At 63.7% G+C, this 11,886-nt stretch carries 11 protein-coding genes; 7 read left to right on the top strand and 4 right to left on the bottom strand.

Annotated features, from left to right (window positions below):
* The first annotated feature begins 58 nt into the window (after positions 1-58).
* From ASU23_RS10995 to ASU23_RS10985, 3 genes are all read left to right on the top strand, one after another.
* The gene (locus ASU23_RS10995; RefSeq protein WP_003946421.1) at positions 59-1,489 is read left to right on the top strand and encodes a gamma-aminobutyraldehyde dehydrogenase; all 1,431 of its coding nucleotides are present in this window, start codon (positions 59-61) and stop codon (positions 1,487-1,489) included.
* 90 nt (positions 1,490-1,579) lie between these two features.
* Positions 1,580-2,479 (top strand): universal stress protein, encoded by a 900-nt coding sequence (locus ASU23_RS10990; RefSeq protein ID WP_058037884.1) that lies wholly within the window; start codon positions 1,580-1,582, stop codon positions 2,477-2,479.
* Entirely contained in the window at positions 2,476-4,002 is a 1,527-nt protein-coding gene (locus tag ASU23_RS10985; protein WP_003946397.1) for an APC family permease, read from the top strand. The genes ASU23_RS10990 and ASU23_RS10985 overlap by 4 nt, the downstream gene beginning before the upstream one ends.
* Here the strand turns inward: ASU23_RS10985 and ASU23_RS10980 are convergent.
* Positions 3,999-4,616 carry a TetR/AcrR family transcriptional regulator C-terminal domain-containing protein gene (locus ASU23_RS10980; RefSeq protein ID WP_030536334.1) on the bottom strand — a complete coding sequence of 206 codons (618 nt, stop codon included), beginning with the start codon at positions 4,614-4,616 and terminating at the stop codon, positions 3,999-4,001. The two genes, ASU23_RS10985 and ASU23_RS10980, sit on opposite strands and share 4 nt — an antisense overlap.
* Before the next feature lie 149 nt (positions 4,617-4,765).
* Here ASU23_RS10980 and ASU23_RS10975 point away from each other — a divergent pair, with 149 nt between their 5' ends.
* Both ASU23_RS10975 and ASU23_RS10970 read left to right on the top strand, forming a co-directional pair.
* Positions 4,766-5,713 carry a nitrilase-related carbon-nitrogen hydrolase gene (locus ASU23_RS10975; protein WP_058037883.1) on the top strand — a complete coding sequence of 316 codons (948 nt, stop codon included), beginning with the start codon at positions 4,766-4,768 and terminating at the stop codon, positions 5,711-5,713.
* The gene (locus ASU23_RS10970; protein WP_058037882.1) at positions 5,710-6,735 is read left to right on the top strand and encodes an agmatine/peptidylarginine deiminase; all 1,026 of its coding nucleotides are present in this window, start codon (positions 5,710-5,712) and stop codon (positions 6,733-6,735) included. The genes ASU23_RS10975 and ASU23_RS10970 overlap by 4 nt, the downstream gene beginning before the upstream one ends.
* A gap of 11 nt (positions 6,736-6,746) precedes the next feature.
* Here ASU23_RS10970 and ASU23_RS10965 read toward each other — a convergent pair whose 3' ends face one another.
* The 3 genes from ASU23_RS10965 to ASU23_RS10955 are packed head-to-tail and all read right to left on the bottom strand — an operon-like array spanning position 6,747 to position 10,541.
* Positions 6,747-8,684 (bottom strand): VWA domain-containing protein, encoded by a 1,938-nt coding sequence (locus ASU23_RS10965; protein ID WP_058037881.1) that lies wholly within the window; start codon positions 8,682-8,684, stop codon positions 6,747-6,749.
* A 9-nt stretch (positions 8,685-8,693) separates the two neighbouring features.
* Positions 8,694-10,070, bottom strand: coding sequence for an ATP-binding protein (locus ASU23_RS10960; protein WP_102999408.1), 1,377 nt, complete (start codon positions 10,068-10,070; stop codon positions 8,694-8,696).
* Between the two features lie 54 nt (positions 10,071-10,124).
* Complete coding sequence (locus ASU23_RS10955) at positions 10,125-10,541, bottom strand: VOC family protein (RefSeq protein WP_003946398.1); 417 nt, start codon at positions 10,539-10,541, stop codon at positions 10,125-10,127.
* Positions 10,542-10,626: 85 nt separating this feature from the next.
* On the opposite strand from ASU23_RS10955, the gene ASU23_RS10950 reads away from it, so the two are divergent.
* Both ASU23_RS10950 and ASU23_RS34790 read left to right on the top strand, forming a co-directional pair.
* Entirely contained in the window at positions 10,627-11,199 is a 573-nt protein-coding gene (locus ASU23_RS10950; RefSeq protein WP_007727593.1) for a DUF4126 domain-containing protein, read from the top strand.
* A gap of 27 nt (positions 11,200-11,226) precedes the next feature.
* Positions 11,227-11,886, top strand: a 660-nt coding sequence (locus ASU23_RS34790) for a S9 family peptidase (RefSeq protein WP_253741276.1), incomplete at its 3' end; no start/stop codon positions are given.

The following is an 11,886-nucleotide window of genomic DNA, read 5'->3' as shown; positions in this document are numbered from 1 at the left end:
AGTTCCGTGCTGATCACCTCGGCCGGAACTCGTTCGACCTCGAGAGGAACCGGTACCGATGTCGATCGTCGTACTCGAGAACTACATCAACGGTGAATTCGTCGCCTCAGCCGCGACGGAAACACTCGACCTGATCAACCCCGTGGACGAGAGTGTGGTCGGGCGTACGCCGGTCTCCACGAAGGAAGACGTCGACGCCGCCGTCGAAGCCGCACAGAGAGCATTCGAGACCTGGGGCAAGACGACGCCGAGCGTGCGGCAGGCTGCACTCCTCAAGCTCGCCGACGCCATCGAAGCGCACAGCGACGAAATCGTCGCAGCCGAAAGCGCCAACACCGGCCAGGCTCACCAGATGATCGCCGACGAAGAGGTCAAGGTCGGAGCCGATCAGATGCGGTTCTTCGCCGGAGCCGCACGACTTCTCGAAGGCAAGGCGGCCGGAGAGTACATGGAGGGTTTCACCTCCTACGTCCGTCGTGAGCCGATCGGCGTCGTCGGTCAGGTCACTCCATGGAACTACCCGTTCATGATGGCGCTGTGGAAGATCGGGCCCGCCCTCGCGGCCGGCAACACGATCGTCCTCAAGCCCAGCGACACCACACCGGGCAGCACGCTGGTCCTGGCGAAGCTCTCGAAGGGCATCCTGCCGGACGGCGTGTTCAACGTCGTGCTCGGCAACGGCGGAACCGGAGCGACGTTGGTGGAGAACCCGGCCCTCGGTCTCGTCTCGATCACCGGTTCGGTGCGGGCGGGCATCGCTGTCGCCGTGTCCGCAGCACAGCAACTCAAGCGCGCGCACCTCGAACTGGGCGGCAAAGCGCCGGCGATCGTCTTCGGCGACGTCGACATCGAGAAGACCGCCACCGGCATCGCCGAGGCAGCGTTCTTCAACGGCGGCCAGGATTGCACCGCGGCCACTCGCGTGATCGTTCACGAGTCCATCCACGATCAGCTCGTCGAAGCCCTCGTCCGGAACGCCGAGAAGCTGCGCCCCGGAGCGCCTTCCGATCCTGATGCCTTCTACGGCCCGCTCAACAACATCAATCACTTCAACGCCGTGAGCGACAAGATCGCGAACCTGCCGGCGTCGGCCAAGATCGTTACCGGCGGAAAGCGTTCGGGCGAAACCGGATTCTTCTTCGAGCCGACCGTCATCACCGGCGTCGCGCAATCGGACGACATCGTGCAGGAAGAGACTTTCGGTCCTATCCTCACAGTCCAGAGCTTCTCCGACGAGAAGGAGGCGATCACGCTTGCCAACGACGTTCGGTTCGGCCTGGCCTCGAGCATCTGGACCAAGGATCACGGTGTCACGCAACGCGTCTCCGCTGCTCTCGACTTCGGTGCGGTGTGGATCAACTGCCACATCCCGCTCGTCGCCGAAATGCCGCACGGCGGCTTCAAGTATTCCGGTTACGGCAAGGATCTCTCGGCCTACGGAGTCGAGGACTACACCCGTCTCAAGCACGTCATGAGTTCGCACGACTGAGTCGCCGCCCCTCCTGCTGTGCGCCTTTATCAACCCCCCGCGGTTAATAAAGGCGCACAGCAGATTCCTCCAATCCGGAAAAGAGCCACCATGCGCCTTATCGTCGGATACCTCGCCACACCCAGCGGTAAAGACGGGCTGGTCCTCGGGGCCCAGCTCGCGCGCAGTCTCGGCGCGCAACTCGACATCTGCATGGTCCTCCCACCGGATCGGACACTGCCGGCCAAGGTTCCCTCGGAAGCCGGCTACGACGACATCCTCGCCGCGCGTGCACACGACTGGCTCGCCGAGGCGAAAGCGTCGGTGCCCGAGGACATCCAGGTGGAAGTACACCTGAGCTTCCACGAGTCGTTCGCTCAGGGCCTGCTCGACGAAGTGGACCGACTGAATGCGCTCGCGATCGTGGTGGGAGCTTCCGGCGACGGTCTGCTCGGCCGTCACGCGATAGGTTCGGTCTCGACCGAACTGCTTCACTCCGCCCATGTCCCGGTAGCGCTGGCGCCTCGCGGAACGCGGCACTCGGCGGCCACTGTGATACGAGAGGTCACCTGTGCACTCGGCACCCGCGTCGGCGCCGACATCGTCTTGAACACCGCCGTGCGCGCCAGCGAACTGATGCAGGTTCCGCTCCGACTGGTCTCACTGGTAGCGCTCGACCCCCAGAACGATCTGCGCGATCATCGCGACACCGCCGAGTCGGCCAGGGAGCGTGCACGAAATCACGCTCAGGACACACTCGACGTCGCAAGAGCCGCGCTCCCCGCGGAGTTCCCCATCGAGGTCATCATTGCCGACGGTTCAACAGTGGAATCCGCAGTGCGTCAACTGGACTGGCAGGACGGCGATCTCGTGATGGTCGGTTCCAGCCGTCTCGCGCAGCCCCGCAAACTGTTCCTGGGCTCGACCGCCGCCAAGATGCTGCGCGTACTGCCCGTACCCATGGTCGTAGTGCCCAAGCACGAATTCACCCAGCCGGAGGCACTGTCATGACCAGCACCGAACTGAGTTCCAAAGGCCTCGCCACCGGCAAGATCGGCATGATCTCCGGCGCGGTGCTCGGAATCTCCTCCGTGGCACCGGGTTACACCCTGACGGCCAGCATCGGATTGATCGTCGCTGCGGTCGGTCTCAAGATGCCCGCCATCTTCATCGCCGGCTTCATCCCGATGTTCCTCACCGCGTACGCGTACCGCGAACTGAACTCCGACACTCCTGACTGCGGAGCGTCATTCACGTGGTCCACCAAGGCATTCGGACCGTACGTCGGCTGGATGTGCGGCTGGGGCATGGTGATCGCCACCATCATCGTGCTCTCGAACCTCGCTGCAATTGCCGTCGACTTCTTCTATCTGTTCATCGCGCGGGTGGCCGACAATCCCTCCATCGCCGATCTGCCGGGCAACAAATTTGTCAATGTCGGCACCACACTCGTCTTCATCGCCCTGGCCACGTGGATAGCGAGTCGGGGAATCACTACCAGCGAGCGCGTGCAGTTCGCACTCGTCGGCTTCCAGATGGTGCTGCTGGTCGTCTTCGCCGTCGTTGCACTGGTTCACGTTGGCGCCGGCGACGCCCCGGCCGGATTGTCCTTCGACCTGAGTTGGTTCAACCCGTTCAGCGGACTCGCCATCGGTGCGTTTGTCATCGGACTCACCGGATCGATCTTCGCGTTCTGGGGCTGGGATACCTGTCTCACGCTGGGCGAGGAGTCGAAGAACCCCAAGAAGACCCCCGGCCGCGCCGGTTTGCTCTGTGTCGCAACCATTCTCCTGACCTACCTGCTGGTCGCCGTTGCCGCGATGATGTACGCCGGCGTCGGCGAGGAAGGCCTCGGCCTCGGCAATCCCGACAACTCCGAGAACGTCTTCGGCGCTCTGGCCGACCCGGTCCTGGGCAACTGGGGCGGAATGCTTCTGTTCCTCGCGGTCTTCGTCTCTTCAGTCGCCAGCCTGCAGACCACGTTCCTGCCCGCGGCACGAACCATGCTCGCCATGGGTGCATACGGAGCTTTCCCCAAGAAGCTCGCCGAGGTCTCGCCTCGGTTCCTGGTGCCGTCGTACGCGACCGTCGTGGCCGGCGCGGTAACCGCAGTGTTCTACAGCGTCGTCACGTTCCTGTCCGAAAGTGCTCTGCTCGACACGATCGCCGCACTCGGCATCATGATCTGCTGGTACTACGGCATCACCGCATTCGCGTGCGTGTGGTACTTCCGCAAGACGCTTTTCGAGAGCGTACGAAACTTCGTCTTCCGGCTCGCGTTCCCACTCATCGGTGGCCTCATGCTGCTTGCGGTGTTCGTCATTTCGGTCCAGGAGAGTATGAATCCGGACAATGCCAGCGGAGCATCCATCGGCGGAATCGGCCTGGTCTTCTTCCTCGGCTTCGGAATCCTCATCCTCGGCGCGGTCCTGATGATGGTCATGCGAGTACGCAATCCCGAGTTCTTCGAGGGCAAGACCCTCAACCGCGACACGGAGGCTCTGCGCGACGAGAACGACCTCAGCGTGTCCTAGGAGACAGTAGATTCGGGGGCCTGCGCGATCAGGCCCGCCATCAACACGCGCAAGCCGAATTCGAAGGCGGCGTCGGCACGTTCGGGATTTTTCCCGGACGTTGCCAACGCCGCCTTCATCGCGTCGTTGGCTTCGGGTCCCGACGCCCACTGGACGTCCGGCGCCGCCAGGTCCAGGGCCGAGCCGAGAACAAAACTGTCGACGGTCGTGATCGCGTGCAGTGTTTCGGTCGGGTCGAAGCCACCATCGGCAAATGCCTGCGCCAATGCGTTGTAGAGGGTGAACGCCACACCGGCCTGCACCGTCTGGGCCGTGAAGAGCGGAATCAGACGAGGATGCGCGGCGTAGCTTCGCCGGTACTCGGCTGCCAGCGCCGCGACGGTCTCACTCCAGGTCCCCGAGGCCGACTCGACGTCGATTCCTGCCATCAACTGCGCCCTCATCAGTTCGACGATCTCGGCTCGTCCGGAAACGTGGTTGTAGAGCGAGGACGGTCGAACCTTCAGTCTTGCGGCGAGTCCCGGCATGGTGAAGTCGCCGGATTCGTCCACCGACTCGATCGCTGCCTCGGTGATGATCGCCGGTGAGAGCAGTCGTTGCGATGGCCGCGGCATATGTCCTCCTGTAGTGATCCACACCGTTCGGGGCGCTGCAAAAAACAATTCCTCGAAAGTCTTTGATCAATCAGCGCTCACCCACCATACTTAACGAATCACATTCGTTTTACGTTGAACGTCGAATACCCGAGCACCGAGGAAACCCCATGCTGACGATCACCGCCCTCACCCCACCCGAGTCACCGGCCGCGACTTCGCCGTCCACGTCCACCCCTCTGCGTGTAGGTCTCGTCCAACATCGCTGGCACGAGGACCAAGACGACCTCCACGCTGAATTGAGCGAAGGCATTGCGTCCGCAGCGAAGCTGGGCGCTTCCGTGGTCTTTCTTCCGGAGCTGACGCTCAGCCGCTACCCCGCCTCCACCCCGGCCGGCGACAATCCCGGACGCGCGGCGGAAGACCTGCTCACCGGACCCACTTTCGCCTTCGCCACCAAGGCCGCCGCGGAGAACCAGGTTCTCGTTCACGCGTCGTTGTACGAGCGCAGCGACGCCGAGGACGGCCTGGGCTTCAACACCGCGATCCTGGTCTCGCCCGGGGGTGAACTTCTCGGTCGTACCCGCAAGCTCCACATTCCGGTGACGGCCGGGTACTACGAGGACACGTACTTTCGCGGCGGTCCGTCCGAGGACGCATACCCCGTTCACGAGGCACTCGGCGCCAAGTTCGGACTCCCGACATGCTGGGACGAGTGGTTCCCCGAGGTCGCACGTGCATACTCCCTCGCCGGTGCCCAGGTCCTGGTGTACCCGACGGCGATCGGCTCGGAACCCGATCACCCGAACTTCGACACCCAACCGCTGTGGCAGCAAGTGATCGTCGGAAACGGTGTCGCCAACGGCACTTTCATGGTTGTCCCCAATCGCCACGGCAGTGAAGGTCTCATCACCTTCTACGGTTCGTCGTTCATCTCGGACCCGTACGGACGCACCCTCGTTCAGGCTCCGCGCGACGAATCAGCCGTCCTGGTCGCAGATCTCGACCTGCAGCACCGTGAAGACTGGCTTGCGCTGTTCCCGTTCCTGGCCACTCGCCGACCCGACACCTACTCGGCCCTGACCGCACCGGTGAACACTGCAGGAGCCAACCGATGACCTGGCGTATGCCCGCGGAAAGTGAACCGCACGAACGTACCTGGATGGCGTACCCGAGCGCCGGATACTCTCTCGGGGACACCGCGGAAGAACAGCACGAAGCGCGCTCGACGTGGGCGGCCGTCGCCCACGCCGTCGCCGAATTCGAGCCGGTCACCGTCGTCGTCGATCCCGCCGAAGTCGAAGAAGCACGAAAGTACCTGTCCGAGAAGGTCGACATCGTCGAGGCACCTCTCAACGACGCGTGGATGCGCGACATCGGGCCGACGTTCGTCCTGTCCGACGAAGGCCGTCTCGGCGGAGTCGACTGGGTGTTCAACGGCTGGGGTGCACAGGATTGGGCGCAGTGGGACAAGGACTCGAAGATCGGCGCATTTGTCGTCGAACAATCCGGTGCCCAGTTGATCGACTCACCAATCGTCAACGAGGGCGGCGGTATTGCGGTCGACGGTCTCGGCACCGTCTTGGTCACCGAAACCGTCCAACTCGATCCGGGACGAAACCCCGACCTGACGAAGGCCGACATCGAGGCCGAACTCGCCCGCACCATCGGCGCCAAGCACGTGATCTGGCTTCCCCGCGGATTGACTCGCGATCAGGAGACCTACGGAACGCGCGGACACGTCGACATCGTCGCTGCCATCTCTTCCCCCGGAGTGGTACTCGTTCATGACCAACGCAATCCGGTGCACCCCGACTACGCCGTCAGCAAGACGATCATCGAGTTGTTCGAAAGCTCGACGGACGTCGGCGGTCGGCCGTGGAAGGTCATTCGGGTACCCGCTCCCGAAATCCTGCGCGACGACGAGGGATTCGTCGACTACAGCTACATCAACCATCTCGTGGTCAATCGTGGAGTGATCGCCTGCAGCTTCGACGATCCGGCCGACGCCGAAGCGGCCCGGATCCTGTCAGCCGCTTACCCCGGACGCACTGTCGTCACCGTCGACGCCAGACCGTTGTTCGAACGTGGCGGCGGCATCCACTGCATCACCCAGCACCAGCCCGCTGAACAAGACTGACGGCGGCAGAATTAACGACGACCTCGCATGTAGTCACTCACGACCGCGGCGCCGAGGCCGTCCAGGTCCGGCGCGATGACGCGTCCACCCACCCGGTGCGCCATCCGGTCGACCACCCTGGCCAGACCTGGATCCTCACCGAGGCGGAAGAACGTGACCTTGGCGCCCAGCCTGGCCACCGCGTCGAGTGCTCGAACCGTCAAACCGAGGGTTCGCGCACTCGGCGGGTAGTCGAACCTGGCTTCTCCGTCCGCTTCGAGATGAGCCGTCGGCTCACCGTCGGTGACGATCAGTACCACCGGCTGTGCGTTGGAGTGGCGTCGAAGATGCCTGGCCGCCAACAACAGTGCGTGGTGCAGGTTGGTTCCCTGGTCCCACGCGCCGTCCAAACCAGCGAGCTCCGACGGGCTCAGCACGTGCGCGTGGCGTCCGAAGGCGATCAACTGGAGTTCGTCGCTGCGAAATCGCGTACTCACCAGATGATTGAGTGCCAGAGCGGTGCGCTTCATCGGTACCCAACGCTCTTCCATCACCATCGAGAACGACGTGTCCACCAGGAGAGCAACCGCGGCCTGACTGCGCTGTTCGGTTTCGGCCACCTCGACATCGACGACGCTCAGCCGCACCGGCATTCGGCCCGGGTCACGCAGGACGGCGTTGGTGATGGTTCTCGTGACGTCCCACGGTTCCGTGTCCCCGAATTCCCATTCGCGGGACGCTCCGGTCGGTTCACCCATCGCACCGGCCCGACGCGTATCGCGTTGACCGGTTCGCGACGACAGTTGCCCGGCGACATCGCGCAGAGCAGTCTGCCCGAGCTGTCGCATGGCTTTGGGCGACAAGCGCCATTGACCATCCGGTGCACGATCGAAGAAACCCTGTTCCTGCAAAGCCTTTTCGAGATCGGCCAGGGTGCGAGCATCAGCGGCGGCTTCGTCGCCGAGTTGCCGCGCGAGTAGCTCGGGGTCGATGTCGTCGAGCGCCGCGCCCGCGTATTGCTGCGACAGTTGATCCGCCAAGGATTCCAGCTCGGCGATGTCCTGCAGGGCACCGGTCCCCTCACCCAACCCCATTCCGTTGTCGCCGCGGAACTGTTGCGAACCTTCCCAGTCCTCACCCGGCCGAGCCGCCTGAAGGAACTGGTCGAGTTGACTCAGCTCACTCATCAGGCTCGGATCACCGAACGCCTGCTGCGCCAACGCATCCAACTCGTCACGCTGCTCCTGCGAGAGCGAGTTCCGCAATCGTTGTGCAGCCGCCGCGCGCTGCGCCAAAGAATCCAGAAGTTCCTCGACGTTGCGCGGGTTGTCCGGGAAATACTGCCCGTGCTTGTCCATGAACTCCGCGAACTGCTCCGCAGTGTCGACGCCGCGAGAGTGCGCGTCGAGCAGTTGATTCAGATCAGCCAGCATCTGGCGTATCTGCTCACGATCCTCGTCGGTGGCGCCCTCGAGTGCCTGCTTCATTCCCGAGAAGCGTTGATCGAGAACCTCACGTCCGAGCAGATCACGAATCTTCTCGAAATCCGCGCGAGCCTGTTCGCTGCGCCAGTTGTAGTCGGCCAGATCTTGCACGGCCTGAGCTGTCGACGGCGGTAACTCCTCGATCCGCATTTCGTTGAATCGTGCGTCGTCGTCGAGAGCACGTGCCAGTTCTTTGCGCTCTTCGAGCACCGCCTTGTCGAGAAGCTTACGAACCTCGTCGAGCGTTCCGTCGAGATTGTTGCGGCGTAGCAACTCACGTCGGCGCCGGTTCGCCTGGGCAGCAAGGTCGTCGAGCCCGCGCATGTCCCGGTTGCCTCGGCGCAGGAGCTCTCGGAGGGCATGGCGCGGCGACGTGCCCGACAACACGTCGTCGCCGATTGCTGCCAGGGCCTCGCGCAGATCCACGGGAGGCGCGAGCGGATCGGGACCACCGTCGTAAGGCCCGTACCGCGGATTGTGGATCATCACTGCCCCTTACGAATATACCGAGCGGCCGCCCGGGCCTTGATCTTTGGAGATCCGGCGCGCGAGGTAAAGCCCTTCGAGGGCAAGTTCGGCACCGGCGGCACGCTCGCCGTCGGATTGCGCACCGAGACGTTCGGCTACTTCGTCCAGGACCTCGAGGTCCGGAAGCTCGTCGAGAAATGCCTTGGCCGTGACAGATTCACCGGTGACGATCGTGTTGCCCATCTCCACCGCAGCAACCAGCATCCCCAGGTCGATCCCGCCGAGACGTACCCGAACCGTATCGGCGGTCGCGCGACGCAGCAGGTGCTCGAGCACCTCCAGTTCCCGTCCCTCTTCACCGGATTCGAACTCGACCTTGCCGCGAAGAACCTCGACCACGGACTCGAGATCGACGGGCCGTGCAACAGGATCGGCTTCGCCGAGCACCGCTGCCCGTCGTACCGCGGCGGCACTGACGGTTTCCGCGCCGGCGACGGCAAAGCGTGCCGACACACCCGATCGCTGATCCACCGAGGTGGATTCGCGGAGCAGGCGAGTGAATCTGGCAAGAATTTCGAGAAGGTAGTCGGGCACCTCCGCGGCCAGGTGTGCCTCCTGCTCGATCACCGCGATCTCGCCCGCCAACTCGACGGGGTAGTGAGTACGGATCTCGGCGCCGAAGCGGTCCTTGAGTGGTGTGATGATGCGCCCGCGGTTGGTGTAGTCCTCGGGGTTGGCGCTCGCGACCAGAAGAACGTCCAACGGAAGCCGAAGCGTGTACCCGCGGACCTGGATGTCCCGCTCTTCCATCACGTTGAGCAACGAGACCTGGATGCGTTCGGCGAGGTCGGGGAGCTCGTTGATGGCCACGATTCCGCGATGCGCGCGAGGCACGAGGCCGAAGTGAATGGTCTCCGGATCGCCGAGGCTCCGGCCTTCGGCAACCTTGACCGGATCGACGTCGCCGATCAGGTCGGCGACCGAGGTATCCGGCGTCGCCAACTTCTCGGAGTACCGCTCGCTGCGGTGGCGCCAGGCGATCGGGAGGTCGTCGCCCAGTTCCTTGGCTCGACGTATCGAAGCCGGGGTGATCGGCTCGTACGGGTGCTCCCCCAGTTCCGAGCCTTCGATGACGGGCGTCCACTCGTCGAGCAGGAGCCCGAGGGTGCGAAGCAACCTCGTCTTTCCCTGACCTCGTTCGCCGAGCAGAACCACGTCGTGGCCGGCGATCAGCGCCCGCTCGAGTTGCGGGGCGACCGTGTCCTCGAACCCGACTATCCCGGGCCAGGGGTCACGGCCGTCCCGCAACGCGGCGAGAAGATTCTCTCGTAGTTCTTCCTTGACACTTCGCTGTACGTGTCCGGAGGCGCGTAGCTCTCCGAGGGTTTTTGCGACAGTCACCACTCCACGCTACGAGTGTTTGCGGGGTTTCGCCTCTCGCCGAGGAAGTTCGGTCGCTCAGCCCTCGATGTTCTCGGGATTCATCCAGATGATTTCCCAGATGTGGCCGTCGGGATCCTGGAAGCTGCGGCTGTACATGAAGCCGTGATCCTGCGTCGCGTTACCTTCGGAACCGCCGGTCTCGAGCGCCTTGTCGACGAGGGCGTCGACGGCCTCACGGGTCTCGGCCGAGAGACCGAGCAGCGCTTCCGTCGACGTCGAGGTGTCGGCGATGCCCTTGGTGGTGAAGGTCTTGAAGAAGGGCTCGGCCAACAGCATCACGACGATGGTGTCACTGATGACCATCGACGACGCGTTCTCGTCGGAGAACTGCGTGTTCTTGGAGTATCCGAGGCCCTCGTAGAAGGTGGTGGCCTTGCCGAGGTCCTTGACGGGCAGGTTGAGGAAGAACATCGGCTGCGGGTTTGTCGCCATGAAAGGTCCTTTCCGAGACTTTGCTGTGCGCCTTTATTAACCGCCGGCGGTTAATAAAGGCGCACAGTAGACCTAAACTCCACCCATGGATACCTGGGTGTTGCCGGCCATGCTCGGCCTCGGACTCGCCGCAGCGTCCGGAATGCGAACCTTCCTGCCGCTGCTGATGCTCAGCGCTGCCGTCCACTTCGAACTGTTCGGGATCACCGTCGGCGAGTCGATGCGGTGGATCGGATCGACCGGCGCGCTGGTCGCATTGGCAATCGCCGCGGTGGTCGAACTGGGTGCCGACCTCATTCCGTTCGTGGACAACGCACTCTCGGTGATCGGGAACGTCACCGGACCGATTGCCGGAGTGATCGCCGCCTGGGCGGCATTCAGTCATCTCGACCCTGCGATGGCCGCGTTGGCGGGCATCATCGTCGGAGCGCCGACGGCGTTGACGTTCAGCGCCGCGCAGACCGGCACTCGCGCGGTCAGTACGGCCACTACCGGTGGGCTGGCAAATCCCGTCGTTTCCGTCATCGAGGATGTGCTGACTTTCTTCACTTCCTTGATCGCGATGATCTTGCCGCTCCTGATCATTCCCCTGCTCGCCGCGCTCTTGTGGTTCAGCTGGCGTGGCTGGCGTCGTGTCCGGAGTCTGCGCACCGCCTGACCGCACCGACCTGGTAGACAAGTCGTCATGTCCGACACCGAGATCTCGTTCCAATCCGGCGACGTCACCCTGTACGGGAGTCTTCGCCTGGCCGCCTCACCCGACGCCCCTGCCCCGGCCGCGCTGATTCTGGCCGGCAGCGGCCCCACCGATCGCAACGGCGACAGCGCCCTCCTCGAAGGCGACATCGGAACTCTGCGGTTAATCGCGGATCTTCTTGAAAAACAAGGGATTTCAAGCCTGCGTTACGACAAGCTCGGCAGTGGCGAAACCGCCCTCGGTGACTACGACATCGAGGACATCGCCGATCTCGGCTTCAACACTTTTGTCGACGCCGCCTCCGACGGACTGGACTACCTCGCCGGGCAACCCGGTGTCGATCCCGAGCGCTTGTTCGTGGTCGGACACAGCGACGGCGCCGTAGTCGCACTGGCTCTCGCCACCGCGAAGGAGGGCGCCAGAGTCAGTGCCCTCGCACTGCTCGAGCCTCTGAGCGTCAGACTTCTCGATCTACTCACGACGCAGATTCACCGCCAGCTCGATGCGGTCGTCGGCGCCGGTCAGTTGCCGGTCGAACTGGCTGACGAACTGCGCGTCGCGCTCGCCGATGCCGTCGAGTCGCTGCGATCCGAGGGCACTGTTCCGGATGACCTGCCCGAGCCGCTGCAGAATGCGGGACTCGTACAC

It is taken from the genome of Rhodococcus sp. KB6 (assembly GCF_001445685.1).
In the GTDB taxonomy this organism is placed as follows: domain Bacteria; phylum Actinomycetota; class Actinomycetes; order Mycobacteriales; family Mycobacteriaceae; genus Rhodococcus_F; species Rhodococcus_F qingshengii.
The sequence above is the reverse complement of the archived record's forward strand: the minus strand, read 5'-3'. Positions and strand labels throughout refer to the sequence as shown.

Coding starts and splice junctions, on each gene's coding strand:
- ASU23_RS10995 (WP_003946421.1), top strand. CDS start 59: ATGTCGATCGTCGTACTCGAGAACTACATCAACGGTGAATTCGTCGCC.
- ASU23_RS10990 (WP_058037884.1), top strand. CDS start 1,580: ATGCGCCTTATCGTCGGATACCTCGCCACACCCAGCGGTAAAGACGGG.
- ASU23_RS10985 (WP_003946397.1), top strand. CDS start 2,476: ATGACCAGCACCGAACTGAGTTCCAAAGGCCTCGCCACCGGCAAGATC.
- ASU23_RS10980 (WP_030536334.1), bottom strand. CDS start 4,616: ATGCCGCGGCCATCGCAACGACTGCTCTCACCGGCGATCATCACCGAG.
- ASU23_RS10975 (WP_058037883.1), top strand. CDS start 4,766: ATGCTGACGATCACCGCCCTCACCCCACCCGAGTCACCGGCCGCGACT.
- ASU23_RS10970 (WP_058037882.1), top strand. CDS start 5,710: ATGACCTGGCGTATGCCCGCGGAAAGTGAACCGCACGAACGTACCTGG.
- ASU23_RS10965 (WP_058037881.1), bottom strand. CDS start 8,684: ATGATCCACAATCCGCGGTACGGGCCTTACGACGGTGGTCCCGATCCG.
- ASU23_RS10955 (WP_003946398.1), bottom strand. CDS start 10,541: ATGGCGACAAACCCGCAGCCGATGTTCTTCCTCAACCTGCCCGTCAAG.
- ASU23_RS10950 (WP_007727593.1), top strand. CDS start 10,627: ATGGATACCTGGGTGTTGCCGGCCATGCTCGGCCTCGGACTCGCCGCA.